General features: G+C 73.5%; 23 protein-coding genes. 15 read left to right on the top strand and 8 right to left on the bottom strand.

Translation table 11 applies throughout. The annotated features are described in order from the left end of the window. Window positions 1-53 precede the first annotated feature (53 nt). Complete coding sequence (locus ACF1BE_RS31705; protein ID WP_392202446.1) at window positions 54-662, bottom strand: NTP transferase domain-containing protein; 609 nt, start codon at window positions 660-662, stop codon at window positions 54-56. 171 nt (window positions 663-833) lie between these two features. Here ACF1BE_RS31705 and ACF1BE_RS31700 point away from each other — a divergent pair, with 171 nt between their 5' ends. Continuing rightward, entirely contained in the window at window positions 834-1,121 is a 288-nt protein-coding gene (locus tag ACF1BE_RS31700; RefSeq protein WP_392202445.1) for a DUF5955 family protein, read from the top strand. A 222-nt stretch (window positions 1,122-1,343) separates the two neighbouring features. Here the strand turns inward: ACF1BE_RS31700 and ACF1BE_RS31695 are convergent, their stop codons facing one another. After that, a complete protein-coding gene (locus tag ACF1BE_RS31695) occupies window positions 1,344-2,138 on the bottom strand; it encodes an IclR family transcriptional regulator (RefSeq protein WP_392202444.1) in 795 nt (264 codons plus the stop codon). 274 nt (window positions 2,139-2,412) lie between these two features. Here ACF1BE_RS31695 and allB point away from each other — a divergent pair, with 274 nt between their 5' ends. The 4 genes from allB to ACF1BE_RS31675 all read left to right on the top strand — a co-directional run bounded on the left by allB (window position 2,413) and on the right by ACF1BE_RS31675 (window position 6,529). After that, on the top strand, window positions 2,413-3,753 hold the full coding sequence (allB, locus tag ACF1BE_RS31690; protein WP_392202443.1) for an allantoinase AllB: 1,341 nt from the start codon (window positions 2,413-2,415) through the stop codon (window positions 3,751-3,753). 64 nt (window positions 3,754-3,817) lie between these two features. Next, window positions 3,818-4,948: an allantoicase gene (gene alc / locus ACF1BE_RS31685; protein WP_392202479.1), complete on the top strand. Its 1,131-nt coding sequence runs from the start codon at window positions 3,818-3,820 to the stop codon at window positions 4,946-4,948. 158 nt (window positions 4,949-5,106) lie between these two features. After that, window positions 5,107-5,922, top strand: coding sequence for an AIM24 family protein (locus tag ACF1BE_RS31680; RefSeq protein WP_392202442.1), 816 nt, complete (start codon window positions 5,107-5,109; stop codon window positions 5,920-5,922). Between the two features lie 211 nt (window positions 5,923-6,133). Continuing rightward, window positions 6,134-6,529, top strand: coding sequence for a ribonuclease domain-containing protein (locus tag ACF1BE_RS31675; RefSeq protein ID WP_392202441.1), 396 nt, complete (start codon window positions 6,134-6,136; stop codon window positions 6,527-6,529). Window positions 6,530-6,600: 71 nt separating this feature from the next. On the opposite strand, the gene ACF1BE_RS31670 is transcribed toward ACF1BE_RS31675, so the two are convergent. Beyond that, entirely contained in the window at window positions 6,601-6,801 is a 201-nt protein-coding gene (locus ACF1BE_RS31670) for a hypothetical protein (RefSeq protein WP_392202440.1), read from the bottom strand. Window positions 6,802-6,979: 178 nt separating this feature from the next. Here ACF1BE_RS31670 and ACF1BE_RS31665 point away from each other — a divergent pair, with 178 nt between their 5' ends. Continuing rightward, window positions 6,980-8,242, top strand: coding sequence for a sensor histidine kinase (locus tag ACF1BE_RS31665; protein WP_392202439.1), 1,263 nt, complete (start codon window positions 6,980-6,982; stop codon window positions 8,240-8,242). Window positions 8,243-8,315: 73 nt separating this feature from the next. Then, complete coding sequence (locus tag ACF1BE_RS31660) at window positions 8,316-8,996, top strand: response regulator (protein WP_392202438.1); 681 nt, start codon at window positions 8,316-8,318, stop codon at window positions 8,994-8,996. A gap of 232 nt (window positions 8,997-9,228) precedes the next feature. On the opposite strand, the gene ACF1BE_RS31655 is transcribed toward ACF1BE_RS31660, so the two are convergent. Then, window positions 9,229-10,251, bottom strand: coding sequence for a Gfo/Idh/MocA family oxidoreductase (locus tag ACF1BE_RS31655; RefSeq protein ID WP_392202437.1), 1,023 nt, complete (start codon window positions 10,249-10,251; stop codon window positions 9,229-9,231). Between the two features lie 130 nt (window positions 10,252-10,381). On the opposite strand from ACF1BE_RS31655, the gene ACF1BE_RS31650 reads away from it, so the two are divergent. From ACF1BE_RS31650 to ACF1BE_RS31615, 8 genes are all read left to right on the top strand, one after another. Continuing rightward, entirely contained in the window at window positions 10,382-11,119 is a 738-nt protein-coding gene (locus tag ACF1BE_RS31650) for a GntR family transcriptional regulator (RefSeq protein ID WP_392202478.1), read from the top strand. A 211-nt stretch (window positions 11,120-11,330) separates the two neighbouring features. After that, window positions 11,331-12,335: a sugar ABC transporter substrate-binding protein gene (locus ACF1BE_RS31645; RefSeq protein WP_392202436.1), complete on the top strand. Its 1,005-nt coding sequence runs from the start codon at window positions 11,331-11,333 to the stop codon at window positions 12,333-12,335. Beyond that, a complete protein-coding gene (locus ACF1BE_RS31640; RefSeq protein ID WP_392202435.1) occupies window positions 12,332-13,372 on the top strand; it encodes an ABC transporter permease in 1,041 nt (346 codons plus the stop codon). Before ACF1BE_RS31645 ends, ACF1BE_RS31640 begins: the two co-directional genes overlap by 4 nt. Continuing rightward, a complete protein-coding gene (locus ACF1BE_RS31635) occupies window positions 13,369-14,139 on the top strand; it encodes an ATP-binding cassette domain-containing protein (protein ID WP_392202434.1) in 771 nt (256 codons plus the stop codon). Before ACF1BE_RS31640 ends, ACF1BE_RS31635 begins: the two co-directional genes overlap by 4 nt. A gap of 143 nt (window positions 14,140-14,282) precedes the next feature. Next, on the top strand, window positions 14,283-15,428 hold the full coding sequence (locus tag ACF1BE_RS31630; RefSeq protein ID WP_392202433.1) for an ROK family glucokinase: 1,146 nt from the start codon (window positions 14,283-14,285) through the stop codon (window positions 15,426-15,428). Continuing rightward, window positions 15,425-16,006 (top strand): sugar kinase, encoded by a 582-nt coding sequence (locus tag ACF1BE_RS31625; RefSeq protein WP_392202432.1) that lies wholly within the window; start codon window positions 15,425-15,427, stop codon window positions 16,004-16,006. The genes ACF1BE_RS31630 and ACF1BE_RS31625 overlap by 4 nt, the downstream gene beginning before the upstream one ends. A 103-nt stretch (window positions 16,007-16,109) precedes the next feature. Beyond that, window positions 16,110-18,965 carry an SNF2-related protein gene (locus ACF1BE_RS31620; protein WP_392202431.1) on the top strand — a complete coding sequence of 952 codons (2,856 nt, stop codon included), beginning with the start codon at window positions 16,110-16,112 and terminating at the stop codon, window positions 18,963-18,965. 392 nt (window positions 18,966-19,357) lie between these two features. Beyond that, complete coding sequence (locus ACF1BE_RS31615; protein WP_392202477.1) at window positions 19,358-21,424, top strand: SWIM zinc finger family protein; 2,067 nt, start codon at window positions 19,358-19,360, stop codon at window positions 21,422-21,424. Between the two features lie 75 nt (window positions 21,425-21,499). Here ACF1BE_RS31615 and ACF1BE_RS31610 read toward each other — a convergent pair whose 3' ends face one another. From ACF1BE_RS31610 to ACF1BE_RS31595, 4 genes are all read right to left on the bottom strand, one after another. Continuing rightward, the gene (locus ACF1BE_RS31610; RefSeq protein WP_392202430.1) at window positions 21,500-23,026 is read right to left on the bottom strand and encodes a long-chain fatty acid--CoA ligase; all 1,527 of its coding nucleotides are present in this window, start codon (window positions 23,024-23,026) and stop codon (window positions 21,500-21,502) included. Further along, window positions 23,023-24,270 (bottom strand): 5-aminolevulinate synthase, encoded by a 1,248-nt coding sequence (gene hemA / locus ACF1BE_RS31605; protein WP_392202429.1) that lies wholly within the window; start codon window positions 24,268-24,270, stop codon window positions 23,023-23,025. The genes ACF1BE_RS31610 and hemA overlap by 4 nt, the downstream gene beginning before the upstream one ends. Before the next feature lie 42 nt (window positions 24,271-24,312). Further along, window positions 24,313-25,893, bottom strand: coding sequence for a class I adenylate-forming enzyme family protein (locus ACF1BE_RS31600; RefSeq protein ID WP_392202428.1), 1,581 nt, complete (start codon window positions 25,891-25,893; stop codon window positions 24,313-24,315). 146 nt (window positions 25,894-26,039) lie between these two features. Continuing rightward, window positions 26,040-26,867: a class I SAM-dependent methyltransferase gene (locus tag ACF1BE_RS31595; protein WP_392202427.1), complete on the bottom strand. Its 828-nt coding sequence runs from the start codon at window positions 26,865-26,867 to the stop codon at window positions 26,040-26,042. Window positions 26,868-26,876: the final 9 nt, after the last annotated feature.

Here is a 26,876-nt window from a genome sequence, read left to right as displayed (position 1 = left end):
TTGATGTCGAGATTCTCCCGGTCGAGGCAAGGTGGCGCACGGTGCCACCCCGCTCACTCCAGGTGGCCCAGGTCGGCCTCGGTGTCGATGTCGTACGGTTCGGCCACGTCCGCGCACTCCACGAGCCGTATCCGGTCCTCGTGCGCCTTCAGGTAGGCCCGCGCCCCGCGGTCCCCGGTGGCCGTCCGCGCGATGCCCGCCCAGTGGGCCGCGCCGAACAGCACCGGATGCCCGCGCACCCCGTCGTAGGAGGCCGCGGCCAGCGAGGTCCCGTCCTCGTAGGCGCCGAGCACCCGGGCCGCCGCGGCGGGTCCGATACCGGGCTGGTCCACCAGGCTCACCAGCGCCGCGCGCACCCCCGTACCGGCGAGCGAGGCCAGGCCCGCGCGCAGGGACGACCCCATGCCCTCGGCCCAGTCCGGGTTGTCCACGAGCACGCAGCCGGCCAGCCCGGCACGCCGTCTCACCTCGTCCGCGCGGGCGCCCAGCACGACGTGGATCCGTCCGCATCCGGCCGCCCGCAGCACCCCGGCCGCGTGCTCGACCAGGGGCCGCCCCCGGTGCGCCAGCAGTGCCTTGGGCCGTCCGCCGAGCCGGCTGCCGCCACCGGCGGCGAGCAGCAGACCGGCGACGTCCGTCCGCGGATCGTGGTTCTCCGTCATGGGTCCTGCATACCCGACAGGGACGGAACCGGCCGGGTTTTCCGGCGCGGATTCCGTAGGGCTGAATTTCGGTCCGCGCTGTGGCGCTCCCGCACGGGGTGGCGTTTACTGGCCCGCGCACGACGGCGTGGCAGGGGGAGGGCTGTGTTGCGGAGCTTGGGGCAGAGGCCGGTGACCGGCAGCGACGAGGACCCGAGGGTGGCGGGACTGCGGACCGCGGTGTCCCGGCTGCGCCGCGAACTCGCCGCGCATCCGGCGGATTTTCCCGACCGGGCCATAGCCGAGGACGAACTCGCGGCGCTGGCGGCGATGGCCTGCGGCGGCTCGCCCGAGATCCCGCGCCTGCGCAGCTCCCTGTTACTGGTCGCCGCGGCGATCGGCTCGGTCAGCGCCCTGTCCCGGGGGCTGAGGGAGGTCCGCGACGCGGTGGACCTGTTCGGCGGCCCACCGAGGACGTGACAGCGCCAAGAACGCGCCGTCGAGGGCGTGGGGACGCACCGGGAACGTGAGAACGCCGGTCCCCGGACCCGGCCGCCGGGCGCGGACGGCTGGGCGACCTGGGGGCCCGGGGTTTCCGTCCCCGGCCCCGCGCCCGAAGCCCCGGGAACCTTCGTTCGGATCAGGCCGGATCAGGAAGCGGTGCCAGGGCCCGCGAGCCCGGCATGATCCGAACGAGAGGGCCTAGGCGCCCGAACTCGCCAGTGCCTGGGACAGTTCGACGGCGACCTGCTGGAGCACCGGCACGATCTTGTCCGTCGCCGCCTCGGTGACCCGTCCCGCCGGCCCGGAGATCGAGATGGCCGCGGCCGTCGGGGACTGCGGCACGGACACCGCCAGGCACCGCACCCCGATCTCCTGCTCGCTGTCGTCGACGGCGTATCCCGCCCGTCGTACCTCCTCCAGTGCCGCGAGAAAGCCCTCCGGCGTGGTGATGGTCCTGTCGGTGGCCGCGGGCATGCCGGTACGGGCCAACAGGGCCCGCACCTCGTCGTCCGGCACCCCGGCCAGCAGCGCCTTGCCCACCCCGGTCGAGTGGGGGAGCACCCGCCGGCCGACCTCCGTGAACATCCGCATCGAGTGCTTCGACGGCACCTGTGCGACGTACACGATCTCGTCGCCGTCGAGAAGCGCCATGTTCGCGGTCTCGCCGGTCTCCTCGACCAGCCGGGCCAGGTAGGGCCGCGCCCAGGTGCCCAGCAGGCGGGACGCGGACTCGCCGAGCCGGATCAGCCGGGGGCCCAGTGCGTAGCGCCGGTTGGCCTGCTGCCGTACGTAGCCGCAGGCGACCAGCGTGCGCATCAGGCGGTGGATGGTCGGCAGCGGCAGCCCGCTGGCCGCGGACAGCTCGCTCAGGCCGACCTCGCCGCCCGCGTCCGCCATCCGCTCGAGCAGGTCGAAGGCACGCTCCAGGGACTGCACCCCGCCGGCGGCGGAGGGCTTGGCGGAGTCGGTGGTGCTGGCGCTGGACGTCGGCACGGCGCGTTCCTTTCGGGACTGACGGGAGGGCAGAAGCCTACCCGGCGGCCGGTTGACTGCCCGGTTGTGCGTAGCTACGTTCTGCTTGCTGGAATCTTAATTCCGCTTTGTGGAATCGTCCAGGGCGGATGGCGGTCGCCCGCTGTCCAGAAGTGTGCCTCTTGACGGCGGGGAAGCGGGAGTGAAGACTCCTTCAACAGAACGTTGAAGTCCGTTGTGTAGGTGTACATCCCGTTTCCCGGATGTAGAACGGCGGGTACAGAGAGGGGTTCGGGTGTCCGACGCTGAACTGGTGCTGCGCTCGACGCGCGTCATCACCCCGGAGGGGACGCGGGCCGCCACGGTCACCGTCTCCGCCGGCACGATCACGGCCGTCCTGCCGTACGACACCGGGGTCCCGGCCACGGCCCGGCTGGAGGACCTCGGCGACCACGTCCTGCTGCCCGGACTGGTCGACACCCACGTGCACGTCAACGACCCGGGCCGCACCGAGTGGGAGGGCTTCTGGACGGCCACCCGCGCGGCGGCGGCCGGCGGCATCACCACCCTGATCGACATGCCGCTCAACTCACTGCCCCCGACCACCACCGTCGACCACCTGCGCACCAAGCAGGCCGTGGCCCGGGACAAGGCCCACATCGACGTCGGCTTCTGGGGCGGCGCCCTGCCCGGCAACGTCAAGGACCTGCGCCCGCTGCACGACGCCGGCGTCTTCGGCTTCAAGGCGTTCCTGTCCCCGTCCGGCGTGGACGAGTTCCCGCACCTCGACCAGGCCCAGCTCGCCCGGTCCCTGGCGGAGATCGCGGGCTTCGACGGGCTGCTGATCGTGCACGCCGAGGACCCGCACCACCTGGCCGCCGCCCCGCAGCACGGCGGCCCCCGCTACGCCGACTTCCTCGCCTCCCGTCCGCGCGACGCCGAGGACACGGCCGTCGCCGCCCTGATAGGCCAGGCCCGGCGGCTGGACGCGCGCGTGCACGTCCTGCACCTGTCCTCCGGCGACGCGCTGCCGTTGATCCGCGCCGCCCGCGCCGAGGGCGTCCGCCTCACCGTGGAGACCTGCCCGCACTACCTCACCCTCACCGCCGAGGAAGTCCCCGACGGTGCCAGTGAGTTCAAGTGCTGCCCGCCCATCCGCGAGGCCGCCAACCAGGACCTGCTCTGGGAGGCGCTCGCCGACGGCACCATCGACTGCGTGGTCACCGACCACTCGCCGTCCACCGCCGACCTGAAGACCGCCGACTTCGCCACCGCCTGGGGCGGCATCTCCGGCCTCCAGCTCAGCCTCTCCGCCGTGTGGACGGAGGCCCGCAGGCGCGGCCACACCATGGAGGACGTCGTCCGCTGGATGTCCACCCGGACCGCCGCCCTGGCCGGCCTGGACGTGCGCAAGGGCGCCATCGCGCCCGGCCGCGACGCCGACTTCGCCGTCCTCGACCCCGACGAGACCTTCACCGTCGACCCGGCCGGCCTCCAGCACCGCAACCGGGTCACCGCCTACGCCGGCAGGACGCTGTACGGCGTCGTCAGGTCCACCTGGCTGCGCGGTGAGCGCGTCGTCGCCGACGGCGCGTTCACCGAGCCGAGGGGCACCCTGCTCGCACGCCCCCGATGAGCCGCCCCGCGTGCCACCCCCGCTCCCGCACCTCGCCGACCCCCGAAAGGAACCCCTGATCACCGTGACGGCGCTGCACCACTCCTCCCCGGCCCGCTTCACCGGCGACGCGAACCCCTACGGAGGCGGCGACCCGTACGCGGACTACCGCACCGCCGACTTCCCCTTCACCCACCACGCCGACCTCGCCGACCGCCGGCTCGGGGCCGGTGTCATCGCCGCCAACGACGAGTTCTTCGCCGAGCGGGAGAACCTGCTGGTGCCCGGGCGCGCCGAGTTCGACCCCGAGCACTTCGGCCACAAGGGCAAGATCATGGACGGCTGGGAGACCCGCCGCCGCCGCGGTGTCTCCACCGCGCACCCCTGGCCGGCCGCCGAGGACCACGACTGGGCGCTGGTCCGTCTCGGCGCGCCCGGGGTGATCCGCGGGATCGTCGTCGACACCGCCCACTTCCGCGGCAACCATCCGCAGGCCGTCTCCGTCGAGGGCACCTCCGTACCGGGCTCGCCGGCCCCGGAGGAGCTGCTGGGCGACGACGTGAAGTGGACGACCCTCGTGCCGCGCACCCCGGTGGGCGGCCACGCGGCGAACGGCTTCGAGGTCGCCGCCGAGCAGCGCTTCACGCACCTGCGGATCAACCAGCACCCCGACGGCGGCATCGCCCGCCTGCGCGTGTACGGCGAGGTCGTCCCGGACCCGGAGTGGCTGGCGGCCCTCGGCACCTTCGACGTGGTCGCCCTGGAGAACGGTGGCCGGGTCGAGGACGCCTCCGACCGCTTCTACTCCCCGGCCACCAACACCATCCAGCCGGGCCGTTCCCGCAAGATGGACGACGGCTGGGAGACCCGCCGCCGCCGCGACCGGGGCAACGACTGGATCCGCTACCGGCTCGCCGCCCAGTCCCTGATCCGGGCGGTCGAGATCGACACCGCCTACCTGAAGGGCAACAGCGCCGGCTGGGCGTCGGTGTCCGTGCGGGACGGCGAGGACGGCGACTGGACGGAGATCCTCCCGCGCACCCGCCTCCAGCCCGACACCGGCCACCGCTTCGTCCTGCCCGAGCCGGTGGCGGGCACGCACGCGCGGATCGACATCTTCCCCGACGGCGGCATCTCCCGGCTGCGCCTGTTCGGCTCCCTCACCGAGCAGGGCGCGAGCGGCCTCGCCGCCCGCCACCAGGAGCTGGGCGGCTGATCCCCGCCCCGCGCGCGGGGCGCGGCGACATCAGCGCCTTGCGCGCACGCGCGCGGGGCGCCCCCGGCCGGACGGCACCGGGGCGCCCGCGCGTCGCCCCCGCGCACCCCGCCGGCGCCTGCCGGAACTCTTCCGTCCCCCTCCCGCGTTCTGTGCGTGTGACCCTTCAGCAAGAGATCGTCGGCAACGCCATGCAGATGGCGGTCGTCAACCTGCACCCCGGCCAGACCGTGTACTGCGAGGCCGGGAAGTTCCTGTTCAAGACGACGAACGTGACCATGGAGACGCGGCTGTCCGGACCCTCCGGCGGCGGCGGACAACAACAGAACGGCTCGGGCGCCGGCATGGGCGGCATGCTGCGCCAGGCCATGGGTACCGCCATGCAGGTGGGCCAGCGCATGATCGCGGGCGAGTCGCTCGCGTTCCAGTACTTCACCGCCCAGGGCGGCGAGGGCACGGTCGGTTTCGCGGGCGTGCTCCCGGGCGAGATGCGCGCCCTGGAGCTGAACGGCACGCGCGCGTGGTTCGCCGAGAAGGACGCCTTCGTGGCCGCCGAGTCCACCGTCGAGTTCGGCATCGCCTTCGCCGGCGGGCGGACCGGCAGGAGCGGCGGCGAGGGTTTCGTCCTGGAGAAGTTCACCGGTCACGGCACGGTGATCATCGCCGGCGCGGGTAACTTCATCGACCTCGATCCGGCCGACTTCGGCGGCCGTATCGAGGTCGACACCGGTTGTGTGGTGGCCTTCGAGGAGGGCATCGAGTACGGCGTCCAGCGCGTCGGCGGCCTCAACCGGCAGGGCATCATGAACGCCGTTTTCGGCGGCGAGGGCCTGTCCCTGGCCACCCTGGAGGGCAGCGGCCGGGTGATCCTCCAGTCGCTCACCATCGAAAGCCTCGCCAACGCCCTGAAGAAGGCCCAGGGCGGCGACAAGCAGGGGCCGACGGGCGGCATGTTCTCGACCCACACCGGGTGAGCCGGTGAGGCGCGGGGTGCGCGGGCACCGATGAGCGGCGGGCGGGTGCGGGGTCCGAGGGGGGCGGCGGACCCCGCGCCCGCAGTACGGCCGTACGGGCTTTCCGGAGGGCCCCGGCCGGGTTAACTTCCCGAGAACGCGCGTGACGTGATGGGAAAATCTTCAACATTGACGTTGACATGCCAATCTCTACGCGCGTCATCATGAAGCCATGAACTTCCCCCCACGCGCGACCCGCATCGGCGCCGCAGCCGCACTCCTGTCCGCCCTCCTCGTGGGCGGCAGCGTCACCGCCACCACGGCGGACGCCGCCGCGGCGTCCGTCGGCAGCGTCTGCTACGGCGACCTGCCGTCGCAGGCCTACACCACCCTGCGCCTGATCGACCAGGGCGGCCCCTTCCCGTACTCGCAGGACGGGACCGTCTTCCAGAACCGCGAGGGCGTCCTGCCCCGGCAGACGAGCGGTTACTACCACGAGTACACGGTGAAGACCCCCGGCTCCTCCACCCGCGGCGCCCGACGCGTCATCACGGGCAAGGCCTACGACGAGGACTACTACACCGCCGACCACTACGCCTCGTTCGACCTGATCGACTACGGCTGCTGAGGCCGTCCGGCCGGCGAGCGGTTCGGCCGGCGGAACGCTGCGTCCGGCGGAACAGTGCGTCCGGCCCGCGCTCAGCCGGGCTCCCGGCTCTCCGCGACGGCGAACAGCGCGAACGCCAGTACCAGGAGCGCGACGCTCGCGTAGACCCCGTAGCCGTCGAGGAAGTCGAGCCGTTGCACGAGACCGATGTCCCAGTCGGTGAACTCGTGCACCAGGCCCAGCGCCCCCTGCACCAAGGCGACGAATCCGAGGAATTCCAGTAGCGCTTTCACGGTACGAGTCTCGCTCCGCGGCTTTCCCCGCACATCGGCCGCGGGGCGGATTCCGTACCGTCACAAGGCTGTTCGGGGGCGGGCGCCCGCCGCCGAAAGTTCACGGCGCCGCGACTTCGGTCGGTGATCCGGGCGCGCAGCGGCCACGGTGCGCGGTCCGCGCGTAGATTCGCCGACCGTGAGCACTGACGAACCGGCCCGGGCGCCGGGGGAGTTCGCCGGCCGCCGGTGGCTGTTCCCGTCCGCCCTGATCCACGAACTGGACCCGGACGCCGGAACGTCCGGCCGGCGGCCGCGGCGTACGGCGCGCGACTGGGTCGTCGACTTCTCCTCCTTCCTGCTGGCCGTCGGCATCGGCCTGGCGGCCGCCCGGTCCCTGGCCGACGAACCGGGGCTGCCGCACTCCCTGGCCGTCCTCGACCAGGTCCTGGGCGCCCTCGCCTGCGCCGCCCTCTGGCTGCGCCGCCGCCGGCCGGTCGGGCTCGCCGTCGCGATGATCCCGGTCGGCGCGCTGTCCAACACCTCGGGCGGCGCGGCGCTGGTCGCCCTGTTCACCCTCGCCGTGCACCGGCCCTTCCGGTACGTGGCCTGGATCGGTGGTGCCGGCCTCGCGCAGGTCCCGCTCTTCTTCTGGTGGCGGCCCGACCCCGACCTGCCCTACGCCGGCATCGTCGCGTTCACCTCCCTGCTCACCCTGTCCGTCACCGGCTGGGGCATGTTCGTCCGCTCCAAGCGGATGCTGATGCTGAGCCTCAGGGACCGGGCCCGGCGGGCGGAGACCGAGGCACGGCTGCGTGCCGAGCAGGCCCAGCGGCTGGCCCGGGAGGCCATCGCCCGCGAGATGCACGACGTCCTGGCCCATCGGCTCACCCTGCTCAGCGTCCATGCGGGCGCGCTGGAGTTCCGGCCCGACGCGTCCCGGGCGGAGATCGCGCGTGCCGCCGGCGTGATCCGGGAGAGCGCCCACGAGGCCCTCCAGGACCTGCGGGAGATCATCGGCGTCCTGCGGACCGGTGACGCCGACGAGCCGTCCGGTGGGCGGCCCCAGCCGACCCTGGCCGCGCTGGACGCCCTCGTCGCCGAGTGCCGCGAGGCCGGCACGAAGGTCACCCTCGACCGGCGTGTCACCGACCCGGCCGCCGTCCCCGCCTCCGTCGGCCGCACCGCCTACCGCATCGCCCAGGAGGCCCTCACCAACGCCCGCAAGCACGCCCCCGGCACCGAGGTCACGGTCCGCCTCGCCGGCGCCCCCGGCGACGGCCTGACCGTCACCGTCACCAACGCCGCCCCGCCGGCCCGCGTCCCGCCGGTCCCCGGCTCCGGCCAGGGTCTGATCGGCCTCACGGAACGCGCCACGCTGGCGGGAGGACACCTGACGCACGGCCCGGGGCCCGACGGCGGGTTCGAGGTGCGGGGGTGGCTTCCGTGGGCCCGGGCGTGACGGGCGTGGCGGGTGCCCCGAGGTACCGGTCCGCCCCGTCCGTTCCCGCTCCCCGCCGTGATTACGTGACCCCATGACTGCGACCCCGATCAGACTCCTCCTCGTGGACGACGACCCCCTCGTACGGGCCGGACTGGCCCTGATGATCGGCGGGGCCGAGGACATCGACATCGTCGGGGAGGCCGCCGACGGCGCGGAGGCCGAGGAACTCGTGCGCCGCACCGCGCCGGACGTCGTTCTCATGGACCTCCGTATGCCGTCGGTGGACGGGCTCACCGCCACCCGGCGGCTGCGGGCGCGGCCCGACGCGCCCCAGGTCGTGGTGCTCACCACCTTCCACGCCGACGAACAGGTGCTGCACGCCCTGCGCGCCGGCGCCGCCGGCTTCGTGCTGAAGGACACCCCGCCCGCCGAGATCGTCGACGCCGTGCGCCGGGTCGCGGCCGGCGACCCCGTCCTGTCGCCCGCCGTCACCCGGCAGCTGATGCGGCACGCGGCCGGCAACGCCGCCGACGTGCGGCGCGCACGCGCGCGGGAACGCCTCGCCGTCCTCAACGACCGGGAACGCGAGGTGGCCGTCGCCGTCGGCCGCGGACTCGCCAACGCCCGGATCGCCACCGAGCTGTTCATGAGCGTGGCCACGGTGAAGACCCACGTCTCCCGCATCCTCGCCCGTCTCGGCCTCGACAACCGGGTGCAGATCGCCCTGCTGGCCTACGACGCGGGATGGCTGGAGAACGACGACGAGCCCTAGGGTCTTTCGTTCGGATCGGGCCGGATCAGGGAGCGGGTCCTGGTGCCGTGCATCGCACGGCGGAGGAGGGCGCCATGGCGGAGCCATGGCAACCGACGACAACGCGGCGAAGTGCGGTGCCAGGACCCGCGAGCCCGGCATGATCCGAACGAGAGGGCCCAGGGTCCGACGAGGCCGTCGAAGTACTGGGGGCCGGTCGGCCGTCAGGTCCCGTGCGTGCGGCTCGGGCTGGTCAGCCGTACGGATGCGACGCCCGGTCCGGGACCTCGCTCAGGGCCACCGGCCGCCGCTCCCGGCGGGAGATCTCGCAGGCCTCCGCGATCCGCAGCGCCTGCAACGCCTCCCGGCCGTCGCACGGGTTGGGCCGCTCGCCCCGCACGACCTCCACGAAGGCCTCTAGTTCGGCCTCGTAGGCGGGCCCGAACCGGTCCACGAAACCGGACCACGGCTTGTCGGCGGGCGGCGGGCCGGTCGGCTCGGTGGACGCCAGGGGCGTGCGGTCGTCCAGGCCCACCACCACCGTGTCCCGCTCCCCGGCCAGCTCCATCCGTACGTCGTACCCGGCGCCGTTGAGCCGCGTCGCCGTCGCCGTGGCCAGGGTGCCGTCGTCCAGGGTGAGCAGCGCCGCCCCGGTGCCGACGTCACCCGCGTCGCGGAACATCCCGGGACCGCCGTCGGAGCCGGTGGCGTAGACGTCGAGCACCTCGCGGCCCGTGATCCAGCGCAGTACGTCGAAGTCGTGGATCAGCGTGTCACGGAACAGCCCGCCGGACACGGGCAGCCAGTCGGCCGGGGGAGGGGACTGGTCGCAGGTCATGGCCCGCACGGTGTGCAGCCGGCCGAGCCGGCCCGCGCGCACGGCCTCCCGGGCGCCGGCGTAGCCCGCGTCGAAGCGCCGCTGGAAGCCCATGTGCAGCACCGTCCCGGCCGACTCCACCTCGGCGAGGGCGGCCAGCGTGCCCGGCAGGTCCAGGGCGATCGGCTTCTCGCAGAAGACCGGCAGCCCGGAGCGGGCGGCCCGGCCGATCAGCTCGGCGTGGGCCGGTGTCGCCGTGGTGATCACCACCGCGTCCACGCCCCACCTGAAGATCTCGTCCACGCCCGGCGCCGCCGTCTCGCCCAGCCGGTGGGCCAGCTCGTGGGCGCGCGCCGGCTCCGCGTCCGTCAGGATCAGCGAGCCGACGTCGCGGTGACGGCTGAGCGTCCTCGCGTGAAGGGTGCCGATGCGGCCCGTACCGATGACCCCGATGCGCATGGAAACAAAGTGAACGGCGACCCCGCACCCTGTCAATTCATATGTCCTGACAATCGGACTACACGACTTCCCGTCAACCGGGCACCGGACTACGCTCGGGCGCGTGCCGAAACCAGATGTGGACCCGACCGTGCCGCTCGACCTCCGCGTGGACCGTAGCTCCCCGGTGCCGTTGTACTTCCAGCTCGCCCAGCAGCTGGAGGCCGCCATCGAGCAGGGCCGCCTCACCCCGGGCAGTCTGCTGGGCAACGAGATCGAGCTGGCCGCGCGGCTCGGCCTGTCCCGGCCGACGGTCCGCCAGGCCATCCAGTCCCTCGTCGACAAGGGTCTCCTCGTCCGGCGCCGGGGCGTGGGCACGCAGGTCGTGCACAGCCAGGTCAAGCGCCCGCTGGAACTGAGCAGCCTCTACGACGACCTGGCGGCGGCCGGGCAGCGGCCCGAGACCAAGGTGCTGGTCAACACGGTCGTCCCGGCCTCGGCCACGGTCGCCGCCGCGCTCGGCGTCGCCGAGGGCGGCGACGTCCACCGCGTCGAGCGGCTCCGGCTCGCGCACGGCGAACCGATGGCGTACCTGATCAACCACCTGCCGCCCGGCCTGCTCGACCTGGACACCGGCCGGCTGGAGGCCACCGGGCTGTACCGGCTGATGCGGTCCGCCGGGATCACCCTGCACAGCGCCCGCCAGTCCATCGGCGCCCGCGGTGCCACCGCCGCCGAGGCCGAGCGGCTCACCGAGGCCGAGGGAGCCCCGCTGCTCACCATGCAGCGCACCACCTTCGACGACACCGGCCGCGCGGTGGAGTTCGGCGACCACACCTACCGCCCGACCCGCTACTCCTTCGAGTTCCAGCTGCTCGTGCGGTCCTGACCGGCCCCCGTCCGCGTACGTGCCTTCGTGCCAATGTCCGGACAAGCCGGCCGGCAGACGCTCCCCGGCCGTGTCTCGGCTGCTGCCTGTGTTCGATACTGAGGTGTTTGGGGCTGGTGAGGTCACCGCCGGGACATGCCGACGGCAGAGGTCGCCCGCCCCTCACGCACGTCGGAGCAGAGCAAGAGCACAGCAAGAAGGGCACGGCCTCGTGGCACGGTTTCGGACCTGGGTAGGCATAGCGCTGGCGGGGGCACTCTCCGTGTCGCTCGCGGCGTGCAGCAGCACCGGAGGCAAGCGGGCGGAGGACGCCCGCAAGGCCGCCGCCGCCCAGGGCAGGGCCGCGGTGGACACCCCGCGCTGGACCTTCGCGATGATCACCCACTCGGGAGACGGCGACACCTTCTGGGACATCGTGCAGAGCGGCGCCAGGCAGGCCGCCGTCAAGGACAACATCAAGTTCCTGTACTCGCACGACGACGAGGCCCAGCAGCAGGCACAGCTGGTGGACGCGGCCGTCGACAAGAAGGTCGACGGCATCATCGTCACCCTCGCCAAGCCGGACGCCATGAAGGCCGCCGTGGCCCGCGCCGAGAAGGCCGGCATCCCGGTGATCACGGTGAACTCCGGCTCCGAGGAGTCCAAGGCCTTCGGCGCCCTCAGCCACATCGGCCAGGACGAGACGATCGCCGGCGAGGCCGTCGGCGACGAGCTGAACCGGCGCGGGAGGAAGAAGGCCCTGTGCGTGCTGCACGAGCAGGGCAACGTCGGTCACGAGCAGCGGTGCGACGGCGCCGCCGAGACCTTCCGCGGCAGGCTCCAGAAGCTCTACGTCAACGGCACCAGCATGCCCGACGTCCAGTCCGCGATCGAGGCCAAGCTCCAGGCCGACAAGTCCCTCGACACCGTCGTCACCCTCGGCGCGCCCTACGCCGACACCGCCGTCAAGGCCCGGTCGGACGCGGGCAGCAAGGCCGAGGTCGACACGTTCGACCTCAACGCCACGGTCGCGGCCTCGCTGAAGGACGGCACCCTCGGCTTCGCGGTGGACCAGCAGCCGTACCTCCAGGGCTACCAGGCCGTGGACCTGCTGTGGCTGTACAAGTACAACGGCGACGTCCTCGGCGGCGGCAAGCCGGTTCTGACCGGCCCGCAGATCATCACCAAGGATCAGGCCTCCGCGCTGGCGGAGTACACCGGGCGGGGCACGCGATGAGCGCGACCACACAACCGGTCGCCGACGAGAGGACCCCTTGGACCTCGTCGCTGCGGCGACTGCTCTCCCGCCCCGAACTGGGCTCCGCCGTCGGAGCCCTCGCCGTCCTCGTCTTCTTCGCCTGCGCCGCCGACGGCTTCCTGCGCGCCTCCAGCCTGAGCACGGTCCTCTACGCCTCCTCGGCCATCGGCATCATGGCCGTACCCGTGGCCCTGCTGATGATCGGCGGCGAGTTCGACCTGTCGGCGGGCGTCCTGGTGACGTCCTCGGCGCTGGTCTCCTCGATGTTCAGCTACCAGATGACGGCGAACGCCTGGGTCGGTGTCGGCGTGTCCCTGCTCGTCACCCTGGCGATCGGCGCCTTCAACGGCCTCATGCTCACCCGCACCAAGCTGCCCAGCTTCATCGTCACCCTGGGCACGTTCCTGATGCTGACCGGCATGAACCTCGGCTTCACCAAGCTGATCGACGGCACCGTCTCCACCAAGACCATCGGCGACATGGAGGGCTTCCCGAGCGCCCATGCCGTCTTCGCCTCGACGCTCACCGTCGGCGGCGTCGGCGTCAAGGTCACCATCCTGTGGTGGCTCGGCCTGGTCGCCGTCGCCTCCTGGATCCTGCTGCGGACCCGCACCGGCAACTGGATCTTCGCCGTCGGCGGCAACGAGGACGCGGCCCGCGCGGTCGGTGTCCCGGTCGCCACGACCAAGATCGGCCTCTACATGGGCGTCGCCCTCGGCGCCTGGATCTCCGGCCAGCACCTGCTCTTCTCCTTCGACGCCGTCCAGTCCGGCGAGGGCGTCGGCAACGAGCTGATCTACATCATCGCGGCCGTCATCGGCGGCTGCCTGATCACCGGCGGTTACGGCAGCGCGGTCGGCTCGGCCGTGGGCGCGCTCCTGTTCGGCATGACCAGCAAGGGCATCGTCTTCGCCGAGTGGAACCCCGACTGGTTCAAGTTCTTCCTGGGAGCGATGCTGCTCCTCGCGACCCTGCTCAACGCCTGGGTCCGCAAGCGGGCGGAGGCCTCCGAGTGACACTCGTCGAGCTGACCGGCGTCAGCAAGCGCTACGGCACCGTCCGCGCCCTCGAAGGGGTCTCCCTGGAGGTCCGCGCGGGTGAGATCACCTGTGTCCTCGGCGACAACGGCGCGGGCAAGTCGACCCTGATCAAGGTGATCGCGGGCCTGCACCGGCACGACGCCGGCACCCTGCGCGTCGAGGGCGAGGAGACCACCCTCTCCTCGCCCCGGGACGCCCTGGACCGAGGCATCGCCACCGTCTACCAGGACCTCGCCGTCGTCCCCCTGATGCCGGTCTGGCGCAACTTCTTCCTCGGCTCCGAGCCCCGCACGGGCCTCGGCCCCTTCAAGCGCCTGGACACCGGCCTCATGCGCCGCACCACCCGTGAGGCGCTGCTCCGCATGGGCATCGACCTGCGCGACGTCGACCAGCCCATCGGCACCCTCTCCGGCGGCGAACGCCAGTGCGTGGCGATCGCCCGCGCCGTCCACTTCGGCGCGAAGGTCCTGGTCCTGGACGAGCCGACGGCGGCCCTGGGCGTGAAGCAGTCCGGTGTCGTGCTGAAATATGTGGCTGCCGCACGCGACGAGGGCCTGGGCGTTGTTCTGATCACCCACAACCCGCATCACGCGTATCTGGTGGGGGACAGGTTCGTCCTGCTCCGGCGCGGCACCATGGTGGGCAACCACACACGGGACGAGATCACCCTGGACGAGCTGACGCGCCAGATGGCGGGAGGAACCGACCTGGAGGCCCTGCGCCACGAACTGCAGCGCAGCTGAGCGGCGCGGGGCCGGCCCGGCGCCACGGCTCCCGGCGCGGGTCGCGGCCGGCCGGGACGGAGCCGCGCCCGGCACCGGACGGGCGCTCCCTCGTCCCGCCCCGCGCAGCACTCAGGGTGAGCGTGCGGCAGAATCGACAAGCGATGAGCACCTACCGCGACCTCACCGCCCCCATCGGCTCCCGCCGGGCCCCCGTGCTCCGTACGGTCGGCACCCGCGAACGCCGGTCCCACCTGACCGCGCCCCGGGTGCCGACGGTGGGGATCGACATCGGCGGCACCAAGGTCATGGCGGGCGTCGTGGACGCCGACGGCAACATCCTGGAGAAGCTCCGCGCGGAGACCCCGGACAAGTCCAAGAGTCCCAAGGTCGTCGAGGACACCATCGCCGAACTCGTCCTGGACCTCTCCGACCGGCACGACGTGCACGCGGTCGGCATCGGCGCCGCCGGCTGGGTGGACGCCGACCGCAACCGCGTCCTGTTCGCGCCCCACCTGTCCTGGCGGAACGAACCCCTCCGCGACCGCCTGGCCAGCCGGCTCTCCGTGCCCGTCCTCGTCGACAACGACGCCAACACCGCCGCGTGGGCGGAGTGGCGCTTCGGCGCCGGCCGTGGTGAGGACCACCTCGTCATGATCACGCTCGGTACCGGCATCGGCGGCGCCATCCTGGAGGACGGCCAGGTCAAGCGCGGCAAGTTCGGTGTCGCCGGCGAGTTCGGCCACATGCAGGTCGTCCCCCAGGGACACCGCTGCCCGTGCGGCAACCGTGGCTGCTGGGAGCAGTACAGCTCCGGCAACGCGCTCGTCCGGGAGGCCAGGGAGCTGGCCGCCGCCGACTCCCCGGTGGCCTACGGGATCATCGAACACGTCAACGGCAACATCGGCGACATCACCGGCCCCATGATCACCGAGCTGGCCCGCGAGGGCGACGCGATGTGCGTGGAGCTGCTCCAGGACATCGGGCAGTGGCTCGGCGTCGGCATCGCCAACCTCGCCGCCGCCCTCGACCCCTCCTGCTTCGTGATCGGCGGCGGCGTCTCGGCCGCCGACGACCTGCTCATCGGCCCGGCCCGGGAAGCCTTCAAACGCCACCTCACCGGCCGCGGCTACCGGCCCGAGGCCCGCATCACCCGCGCCCAGCTCGGCCCCGAGGCCGGCATGGTGGGCGCCGCCGACCTGGCCCGGCTGGTCGCCCGCCGGTTCCGCCGCGCCAAACGCCGCCGCGTGGAACGCCACGAGCGCTACGAGCGCTACACCCAGTCCCGCCGCGACCGGGACACGGCATGACCGCGGCGCTGCCGCGCCAGGCCCCCCCGCCGGACGAACCCCGCCGGCCCGCCGAGGACCCGCGCCACAAGGCCAGACGCCGGGCGCTCACCCTGCTGATCATCGTCCTGCTCATCGGCGTACCGGCCGGCTACCTGGTGATCTCCGCCAACCAGAGCCGCAACAGCGGCAAGGACAAGGAGGAGAAGTACTCGGCGACCGGCCTCACCCCGGGCTGGCCCTCGAAGGTGCAGCGCCGCCTCTACCAGGTGACCGTCCCCCACCCCGCCGACGACATCGCCTACTACGAGACCAACAACTGGAAGACCAGCCGCCTGTACGTGCAGTTCCGCACCAACCCCGCCGGCCTGGACAGCTTCCTCCAGGCCATGGGCGCGCGCCGGGACCAGCTGAGGAAGAACGAGATCGCCGTCGGCGAACGCGACCGGAAGGTCAGCGGCTGGAGCTTCACCGGCCCCGGGCCCTGGCGGGGCCTGACCCACACGCAGAAGAACCCGGCGCCCACCCAGGACGTGGTCGTCAACCTGTCCGACCCGGAACACCCGATGGTGTTCGTCGTCTCCCGCACGGTCCCCTGACCACCGGCCCCGCCCCGCCCCGCCCCCGGAGCCGATTGTCAGACCCCGCCCGTAGAGTCGAAGACATCGTGATCCGGCACGCGGACGGGAGGTGGCAGGACGTATGAACGGCACGGCGGCGGTGGCCGAGCGCACGGGCGGCGGCCCGGAGACGGACACCGGGCGCCCGGTCCCGGTGCGCCTCGCGTCCGTCTACCTCCCCGCGCCCCTGCCGCGCGAGGGCCGCCTCGCCTTCTGGGACCCCGAGGGCGACCCGCTGCCCCCCGCGGCCGGGACCGACGCCCAGGAGCTCACGGTCGTACGACGCCACGGTGCCGGCGTGCGCCGCCGGCAGGTGCCCGCGCTGACCCTGCCGCTCGCCGAGGCCCTGCCGCTGCTGGTCCGCGCCCGCCGCGACCCGTCCGCCCACCCGGCCACCGCCTGCTGGGGCGCCGCCACCCTGCACGCCCTGCGGCTCGTCGCCCGTGGCCGGCTGCTCCCCGGCCTGACCCCCTGCGGCCACGACGCCTGGCGGGCCGGCCCGCTGGAACCCGACGACATCGCCCACCTGCGCGCGATCGCCGCCGCCATGCCCCCCGAGGGCCACGCCGTGCCCCTCCCGGGCCCGGGCGCGCTCCGGCTGCCCGAACCCGAGGCCCTGGTCCGTGCCTTCCTGGACGCGGTCGCCGACACCCTGCCCCGCACCCCCGCGGCCTTCTGCGCCGCCGGCCGCCCGTTCGCGGCCCGCGAGCCGCAGGCCCTGCCCGGGGCCCACGCCTGGGCCGCCGAGGTCGCCGCCGGCATGGACGCCGGCGTCCGGATCTCACTCCGCCTGGACCTGTCCGCGTACGACGTCTTCGACGCCGGCGCGCACGAGGACGCGCGCGCCGCGGGAGCCGCGATCGTGCAGGTGCACAGCCTCGCCGACCCCACGCTGGTGGCCGACGCGGCGGCCCTGTGGGCCGGGGAGGCCGACACGGCGTTCGGCCCCCGCGCGCGCGTGGACGCGGCGCTGGCCGTACGGCGCGCCGCCCGTGTGTGGCCGCCCCTGGACCGGCTCGCCCAACAGGATGTACCCGACGTCCTCGCCCTCTCCGAGGAGGAACTGGGCGAACTGCTCGGCGTCGCCGCGAGCCGGCTGGCCGCCGCCGGAGTCGCCGTCCACTGGCCCCGCGACCTCGCCCGCGACCTGACCGCCGCCGCGGTGGTCAGGCCGGCGCCCGGCTCGGCGACCGACGGCACCGGCTTCTTCGAGAGCGAGGACCTGCTCCGGTTCCGCTGGCAGCTGGCACTCGGCGGTGACCCGCTCAGCGAGGCCGAGATGGACACCCTCGCCGAGGCCCACCGCCCCGTCGTACGGCTCCGGGACCGCTGGGTGCTCGTCGACCCCGCCCTCGTCCGCAGGGCCCGCAAGCGCGAACTGGGCCTGCTCGATCCCGTCGACGCGCTGTCCGTCGCCCTCACCGGCACCGCCGAGGTCGACGGCGAGACCGTCGAGGCCGTTCCCGCCGGCGCGCTCGCCGCCCTCCGCGACCGCCTCACCGCGGGCCTGCACCCCGCCGACCCGCCCCCCGGCCTGCACGCCACCCTCCGCGACTACCAGCTGCGCGGTCTCGCCTGGCTCGACCTCATGACCTCCCTCGGCCTCGGCGGCTGCCTCGCCGACGACATGGGCCTCGGCAAGACCGTCACCCTCATCGCCCTGCACCTCAAGCGGGCCCGCACCGAACCCACCCTCGTCGTCTGCCCGGCCTCCCTCCTCGGCAACTGGCAGCGCGAGATCACCCGGTTCGCGCCCGGCGTCCCCGTCCGCCGCTTCCACGGCCCCGACCGCACCCTGGACGACCTCGGCGGCGGCTTCCTCCTCACCACGTACGGCACGATGCGCTCCACCGCCGCGCGACTCGCCGAACAGCCCTGGGGCATGGTCGTCGCCGACGAGGCCCAGCACGTGAAGAACCCGTACTCGGCCACCGCGAAGGCGCTGCGCACCATCCCCGCCCCCGCGCGCGTGGCGCTCACCGGCACCCCCGTCGAGAACAACCTGTCCGAGCTGTGGGCCCTGCTCGACTGGACCACCCCCGGCCTCCTCGGCCCGCTGAAGTCCTTCCGCGCCCGGCACGCCCGCGCGGTGGAGAACGGCGAGGACACCGAAGCCGTCGAGCGCCTCTCCCGCCTGGTCCGCCCCTTCCTGTTGCGCCGCAAGAAGTCCGACCCCGGCATCGTCCCCGAACTGCCGCCCAAGACCGAGACCGACCACCCAGTGCCCCTCACCCGGGAACAGGCCGCGTTGTACGAGGCGGTGGTGCGCGAGTCGATGCTGGCCATCGAGACCGCCGAGGGCATGGCCCGCCGGGGCCTGGTGCTGAAGCTGCTCGGTGCCCTCAAGCAGATCTGCGACCACCCGGCGCTGTACCTGAAGGAGCAGCCGCGCTCCGACGGCCAGGCCGCCCGTTCGGGCAAACTCGCCCTCTTGGACGAGCTGCTGGACACCTTGCTCGCCGAGGACGGCTCCGCGCTCGTCTTCACCCAGTACGTCGGCATGGCCCGCATCCTCACCGCCCACCTGTCCGCGCGCGCGATCCCCGTGGACCTCCTGCACGGCGGCACCCCGGTGCCGGAGCGCGAGCGCATGGTCGACCGCTTCCAGAGCGGGCAGACCCCGGTCCTCGTCCTCTCCCTCAAGGCCGCCGGCACCGGTCTGAACCTGACCCGCGCGGGCCATGTCGTCCACTTCGACCGCTGGTGGAACCCGGCCGTCGAGGAACAGGCCACCGACCGCGCCTACCGCATCGGGCAGACCCAGCCCGTGCAGGTCCACCGCCTGGTCACCGAGGGCACCGTGGAGGACCGCATCGCCGAGATGCTCGCCGCGAAGCGCGCCCTCGCGGACGCCGTCCTCGGCTCCGGCGAGGCCGCGCTCACCGAACTGACCGACCGCGAACTGTCCGACCTCGTCTCCCTGCGGAGGACGCCGTGACGGCCGCCGACCGCCCCGGCGACGCCGCCCGCCGGGCCCTGCGGGCGGCCAGGAACCGTGCCGAGGCCGACACCCGGCCCCCGACCGATCCGGCCCGGTACCCGGCCACGGAAGCCACGCAGGCCTCCGGCGCGGTCGAGCCGGGACCGGGCGAGGGGACGCGTGCGGTGGCTCCGGGCGGCGGTGAGCCGGAGGCCGCTGGGGGAGAGCGAGGCGTGCTGCCGGGTGGGGATGAGCCGAGGGCGGGTGACGGCGACCGGACGGAGCCGGGTGGTGGGGAATCCGAGGCGGGGGACGGCGCGCTCGCGTCGGATCCGGCCGGCGGTGAGCCGGAGGCGGGCGAGGGGGACCGGGCGGCGCACTCGGGTGGGGGTGAGTCCGAGGCGGCTGATGTGGCGCGCGCGGCGCTCAGGGCTGCCGTCGCCACGCGCCGGGAGAGCGGCGTGGCGCCGTCGGCCGCGGGTTCGGCGTCCCGGGCGGGTTCGGCCGGCGCCGCGGGCAGGCGTCCCGGTGACGTCGCCCGTGAGGCGCTGCGCGCGGCCCGGCGGGAGGCGCTGCGCGCGGAGGCGGGGGAGCACCGGGGTGGGCGGCGCGTCCCGCCGCGTTCCGGTCCCTCGGGCCCGGCTTCCCCGTCCGCGCCGGGGGAGAGCAGCGCGGGCGCCGGGACCAGGGCCGTACAGGACATGCGGCACTACCTGGCGAACGCCTTCCGGATGCCCACGTGGGCGGAAACACCGGAGGAGGGGACGGAGCCCGGGGAATCGGGTGAGTCCGGTGGGCCGGTGGGGTCCCGGGGGCCCGGCCTTGCCACGACCGCACCCACCGAGCCGCCCGCTTCGGCGTCTCCGGCCACGCCGCCGGCGGCCCCTCCGGCCTCCACGCCTGTGGCGCCCGTGCGACCGGCACCGGCCTCCAGGCCCGCGTCCGCCTCCGCGGTGCGCGCGCCCGCCCCGCCGACTTCGACGTCCACCTCCCCGCCCGTGCCCTCGACGCCCGCCTCCCCGGCCCCCGCGTCTTCGGCGTCCCCGCCCGCGCCCCCGACCGCATCGCCTCCGCCGGGGGCACGCCCGGCCATTCCCTCGGCTCCGGCCTCCACGCCCCTCTCACCGGCGCCCGCCCTCTGGACGTCTGAGCCCGCGCCTGCCGCACCGGTGGCTCGCGAGCCCGCCGCGGCGCAGGTGCCCGCCACCATGGCCACCCCCCACCGGGACACCGAACTGCGGCGTACGTTCGCGGCGTTCGGGCCCCGGGAGGCCGGCGGGGACGGGGAGTCGTTCGCGGGGACCTGGTGGGGCAACGCCTGGGTGGAGGCGCTGGAGCAGGGGGCGCTGGATCCCGAGCGGCTGGCGCGTGGCCGTGGTTACGCGGACCAGGGGCACGTGGACGCGATCACCGTCACCCCGGGGCTGGTGCTGGCGTACGTGCGCGGCAGCCGCCCCCGTCCCTACCGCGTACAGGTGCGGCTGCGGACGCTGGAGGACGAGGACTGGGAGCGTTTCCTGGACGTGGCGGCCGACCGGCCGGGACACATCGCGGCGCTGCTCGACAAGGAACTGCCCCACTCCCTCGCCGACTGCGGCGTCGGCCTGCTGCCCGGCCCCGGTGACCTCGCCCCCCGGTGCAGCTGCCCCGACTCCGGCCACCCCTGCAAACACGCCGCGGCCCTCTGCTACCAGACGGCCCGCCTCCTCGACGCCGACCCGTTCGTGCTGCTCCTGCTCCGTGGCCGGGGTGAGAAGGAGCTGCTCGACGCACTGTCCCGGCGCAGCGCCGCCCGCGCGGCCCGTGCCGCCCAGGACCGGCAGCCGGAGTCCCTGCCCGGCATCCGGGCCGCGGACGCTCTCGCACCGCGCCGGCTTCCGCCGCTGCCCCCGGCGTTGCCGGTGCCGCCGCATCCTGAGCAGCCTCCGGTGTATCCGTCGGCGCCCGGCGGCCCGGATCCCTTCGCGCTGGACCAGTTGGCTACCGACGCCGCCGCCCGCGCCCACGCGCTGCTCGGTACGGGACGCGATCCGGTCGGCGGGCTGACCCTGTGGCAGGACGCGGTGCGTCTCGCCGCGGCCCGTCCCGGTTCCGGGCTGACGGCCGGCACCCGCACGCTGTACGCCACGCTGGCCGGCGCGGCCGGCCGCACCCCGGCCGACCTGGCGCGGGCCGTCGCGGCCTGGCGGCAGGGCGGCGCGGAGGGGCTGGCCGTCCTGGAGGAGCCCTGGGATCCGCCGGCCGGCCGCTTCGACCGGGCCCGTCCGCTGCTGCTCGCCGCCGACCTCCCGGCGTTCCGCCCCTGGCGCAACCGCCTCACCCACCCGCGCGGCCACGTCCAGATCCGCCTGGGCCGCGACGGCTCGTGGTACGCCTACGAGTCGGAGCCCGGCCAGGACGACTGGTGGCCCCGTGGCACCCCCGACCTCGATCCGGTGGGCGCCCTCACCGGACTCGGCGTACCGGAGGGCCTGTGACCGGCAGCTGGCACCGGAGCGGGCGTCATCGCCCCGCCCGTTCCCGGTGCGGCCCACTGACCTCGCGAGCGCGCGTCACGCGTAGCGCTGCACCAGCAGGCGCTTGAGCACCTTGCCGCTGTGCCCGGTGGGCAGGGCCCGGGTGAACTCGACGCGGCGCGGGTACTTGTAGCCCGCCAGCCGGTCCCGGCTCCAGGCGACGATGTCGGCGGCCAGCGCCGGGCCTGCCGTGAACTCCGGCCGGATCACGACGACCGCGCAGATCTCCTCGCCCAGACGGTCGTCCGGGATCCCGATCACAGCGGTCTGCTCGACGGCGGGATGCCGCAGCAGCGCCTCCTCGACCTCACGGGGATAGACGTTGTAGCCGCCCCGCAGGACGATGTCCTTCTTCCGGTCGACCAGGCGCAGACAGCCGTCCGCCTCCAGCACACCCAGGTCGCCCGAGCGGAACCAGCCGTCGACGAGGGCGGCGGCCGTCGCCTCGGGCAGGCCGAGATATCCGGACATCACGTTGTGGCCCCGGATCACGACCTCGCCGACGTCGCCTGCGGGCAGCAGCTCGATGCGGTCCTCGAGACCGGCCCGGGCGATGCCGACCTCGACGCCGGCGATCGGTGTCCCGACGGTGCCCGGCCGGGTGAGCTGTCCCGGCTGGTTGTAGGCGACGCAGGGGGAGGTCTCGGTCAGCCCGTACCCCTCGTACACCTGACAGCCGAACACCTCCTCGACCCTGTCGAGCACCGGCACCGCCAGCGCCGAACCGCCGCTGTACGCCCGGTGCAGCCGCGGCGCGGGCGTGCCGTCCGGCACCGCCTCCAGCAGCGCGTGGTACATCGTCGGCACGCCCATGAACACGGTGCAGCCGTACCGGGCCATCAGTGCCAGCGCGGCGGGCGCGGTGAACCTCGGCATCAGCACGACCGTCGCGCCGGCGTGGAAGGCCACGCTCATGACGCAGGTCTGGCCGAAGGTGTGGGACAGCGGAAGGCTGCAGAGCAGTACGTCATCGGACTGGACGGCGAAGGGCGAGACGGCCGTCACCTCGATGTTGGTGACGATGTTGCGGTGCGAGAGCATCGCGCCCTTGGGCCGGCCGGTGGTGCCCGAGGTGTACAGGATGGCGGCGATGTCGTCGGGGGAGCTGGGGAAGTGCTCGGCGACGGGGGGAGCCGGCTCGGGTGGGTCCAGCCGTACCCCGTCGGCGTTCTCGACGCCGACCGTGAACAGCGTGGCACCGGTGGTGGCCGCCGCCTTGGCACCCTCGTCCAGCGTCGCCGCGGCGCAGACCAGCGCGCGTGCGCCGCTGTCGGCGAGCACGAACTCGATCTCGCCGGCCCGCAGTTGCGTACTCATCGGGACCACGGTGGCGCCCAGTGCGAGCGTGCCGTAGTACGCGACGGGGAAGTGCGGGCTGTTGGGCAGCAGCAGCCCGACCCGGTCACCGGGGCCGATCCCGTGCCGGCGCATCTCGGCGGCGCAACTGCGGGCGCGCTCCCACAGCAGCCCGTACGTGACGGGGGTGTCCTCGAAGACCACTGCCGGCGCGTCCGGCCGCCGTGCCGCTGTGTCGGCGAGCACGGCGGCCAGGGGTCGGGTCACACCACTTCCTTCACGGGCGAGGACGATCCCCGCCGTACGGAGGCGGTCGGGATGCCCAGGTCGCGCCAGATCCCGGCGAGCGCCTCGGCGAACTCCTTCACATCCGTCGGGGTGTGGGTCGCCGACGGCGCGATCCGCAGCAGTTCGTCACCCTCGCGCACGCTGGGGGCGTTGATGGCCTGCACATAGATGCGGTGCCGGTCGAGCAGCTGCGCGGACGCCTGCTTGCACAGCGCGTCGTCGCCGACCACCGCCGAGACGATGTGCGAGTCGGAGGACTTGTAGGGGATGTCGGCATCGTCCAGCAGACGGTGCAGCAGGCGGGCGTTCTCGGCGAGCCGCTGCCGTTCCACCTCGGAGGCGCGCAGATGCCGCACCGCGGCCAGCGCGCCCGCCGCGGTGGCCGGCGGCAGGGAGGTGGTGAACACGAACGCGCGGGAGGCGGCCCGGACGTAGTCGATGAGCCCGTTGGGACCGGCGATGTAACCGCCCACCGTGCCCAGGCCCTTGGCGAGCGTGCCCATGATGATGTCGAACCGGTCGGCGATGCCCTCGCGCGCCGCGATACCCGCGCCCTCGGGCCCGTACATGCCGATCGCGTGCACCTCGTCGAGGAAGGTGGTCGCTCCGAAACGCCGCGCCAGGTCGGCGATCTCGGCGAGCGGGGCGACATCACCCGACATCGAGTAGACCGACTCCAGCACGATCAGTTTCGGCAGTTCCGGGTCGGTGTCGGCGAGCAGCCGCGCCAGGTGCCCGACGTCGTTGTGCCGGAATATCCGCTTGGTCGCGCCACTGTGCCGCAGCCCGTCGATGATCGAGGCGTGGTTCAGCTCGTCCGAGAACACCACGGTGTTGTCCGGGGTTCCCGCGAGTACCGTCAGCGCACCGTCGTTCGCGGTGTAGCCGGAGGTGAACAGCAGCGCGGCGTCCTTGCCGTGCCAGTCGGCCAGCTCCCGCTCCAGCTCGACGTGCCGGTGGTTCGTCCCGCCGATGTTGCGCGAACCACCGGAACCGGCACCGAACTTGGCCACCGCGTCGTGCACCGCGGCCAGCACCAGCGGATGCTGTCCCATGCCGAGATAGTCGTTGCTGCACCACACGCTCACCTCGGCGCTCCCCTCGGGGACGCGCGCGATGGCGGTCGGGAAGTTGCCGGCCTGCCTGCTGATCTCGAGGAACGTACGCGTGGGTGTCTGCGCCGGGGTGACCTCGGCCGTGAAGTGTTCCAGATGCGTGGGCATGGTTCTCCGAATCTGTGCTGCGGATTGGGGTCCTGCCTGCTGTCAGGCGTGCGACGCGTGCTCCAGTCGCAGGCGCGGCTTGTCGGGCTTTCCAGCCGCGTTCAGAGGGATCTCGTCGAGGACGAGCACCTGTTCGGGGACGTGCGCCGGCGAGAGTATGTTGCCGAGGTGTCCGCGCACCGCGTCGATGGCCACCGAGGCGCCCGGCCGCAGGGTGATCGCGGCGTGCAGATGTTCCATACCGTCCTTGCCCAGGAAGCCGTACACGACCGCCTGGGCGATCCCGGGAAGCGTCAGCATCGCGCGCTCGACCACCGTGGGGTACACCTTGACCCCGTCGATCTTCGCCATGTCGGCGACCCGGTCCAGCAGGTGCAGATAACCGCGCTCGTCGCGGTAGCCGATGTCGCCGGTGTGGTACCAGCCGTCGCGCAGCACCCGCGCGGTCAGCACCTCGTCGAGGTAGCCGTCCATGACGTGCGGGGACCGCACGCGCACCTCGCCGACCTGCCCGTCGTCCAGCGCGGCGCCCGTCTCCAGGTCGCTGATGCCGATCTCGACACCGGGGAACGGCCGCCCCACCGTCGCCCGCAGCTCCGGGTCGGCATGGTCCTCCGGCAGCAGGCAGCTGATCCTGGCGCTCTCGGAGGTGCCGTACTGCTGGAACAGGCTGGGCCCGAACAGCTTCACCGCCTCGGCGAGCCGGGCCGGCGCCGCCGGGCTCCCGGCGTAGTCGATGCGGCGCAGGCCGGCCAGCCCGGCGGCCGCCGGATCACGCAGCCCCCGCTCCTCGAGGCGGTCGAGCAGCCGGTACAGATGACTGGTGGCCATGAAGGTCCGGGTCACCGCGTGCTCGTTCACCGCCCGGATCCAGGGATCCGGCGCGAACTCCTCCAGCAGCACCAGCCGGCCCCCGTCGATCAGCGCGGCATCGGCCAGCTGGCCGACCGTCTGACTCAGCGGGGTGCCGATCAGTGCCGTGATCCGCTCGGCCTCCCGGCCCAGGGCGATCGTGCCGTACACCACGCTGTCCCAGGACCGCCGCGACTTCCTGATGCCCTTGGGCCGCCCGGTGCTGCCGCTGGTGAACGCGATGGCCGCCAGGTCCTCCGGCGACCACGGCACCGGCCGGGCCGGACCCGGATCGTCGCCGGGCGTGACCTCCCGCGCGCCGGGCACGCCGGGCCCGATCAGCGGGACACCGGCCCGCCGCGCCAGCTCGGCCGCCCGGTCGGCGCTGTCCCGGTCGGCGTACAGGACCGCTGCCCCGGTGGTCCGCAGGATCTCCAGCTGGTCGTCGGCCGACAGCATGGCCGTGCTCGACCCCGGGTTGGTCGACCGCAGGTGCCCGACGGCCGCCCTGAGCAGGTGGGCCGCGTGCCGCACCCCGAGTATGTCGGGACTGTTGGGCGCGGTCAGTACGGCGACGACCGTGCCGTGGCCCACCCCGCACTCGTGCAGCGCGCGGTAGATCCCGGTCACCGAGCTGAGGTGCGCGCCCCCGGTGATCCAGGAACCGCGGTGGTGCAGCACCGGTTTCTCCGGTTCCTTCGCGAGCACGGAAAGCAGTTCGGCCACGTAGCCGCCCGCTGCCGCCCACCATTCCCCGCTATCGGTCGCCATACTGATCGCTCCCTCTGACCGGATCTCTTTCGCTTGACAGGGGAAAACCTCGAGCCGGAACGCGGTCGGAACAGCCGGGACCGGGCACCTCGCGAACAGGCTCGAGGGGGATTCGGACGGACGGGGTCCCGGTCAGGTCCCGGCGCTCAGCCCCCCACGAACTCGGCGCGCACCAGCCAGCTGCGTGAGGGCCCCTTCCGGTCCCGGGGCTGGACCTGGAACGGCCAGTCCTCGTGCGCGGTGGTCGGCTCGCCGGGCTCCTTCACGTCGCGCGCCTTCCAGCCGAGCGAGGCCAGGTACTCCTCGGGCTCGTCGGTGCCGAACAGCCACGGCGTGCCGTCCTCCTCCAGCTTGCGGCGGAAGTCGCGGGAGAACGGGCTGCGCAGCAGCGCCTGGCTGACGAAGTCCACGCCCAGCCAGCTGCCCGGCGCGGAGGCCGAACCGAGGGAGCGCAGCAGGTTGGTCGCCTGCTCCTCGGTGAGGAAGAACAGCAGTCCCTCGACGACCCACAGCGTGGGCAGGTCGCGGTCGAAACCGGCCTGCTCCAGGTCGGGCAGCCAGTCCCGGCGCAGGTCGACGGCCACCTCACGGCGGGCCACCCTGGGTCGGGCGGCCAGCGCGGTCAGCCGGCGGCGCTTCTCCTCCAGCAGCGCCGGGAAATCGACCTCGTACACCGTCGCGTCGTCCGGCCAGTCCAGCCGGAACGAGCGGGTGTCCATGCCGGCGGCGACGAACACTATCTGGCGGATGTCGCTGTCCGCCAGGATCTGCTCGACGCTCTCGTCCAGGTATCGGGTGCGGATGGCGATGAACGTGGTCAGTCCGCTGCCGCGGTTCTTCTCCAGCAGGTCGAATCCGCGTGGGGCGGCCAGCTCGCGGGCGAAGGGGTCCGCGAAGATCGCCCGGTCGCCGCGTTCGGTCTCCAACGCCCGCGCCGCGGCCGTCCACTGGGCCGTGTACGAGACGGCTTCCATGAAATGCCT

The sequence above is a fragment of the Streptomyces sp. NPDC014991 genome, assembly GCF_043080665.1.
Lineage (GTDB): Bacteria > Actinomycetota > Actinomycetes > Streptomycetales > Streptomycetaceae > Streptomyces.
The sequence above is the reverse complement of the archived record's forward strand: the minus strand, read 5'-3'. Positions and strand labels throughout refer to the sequence as shown.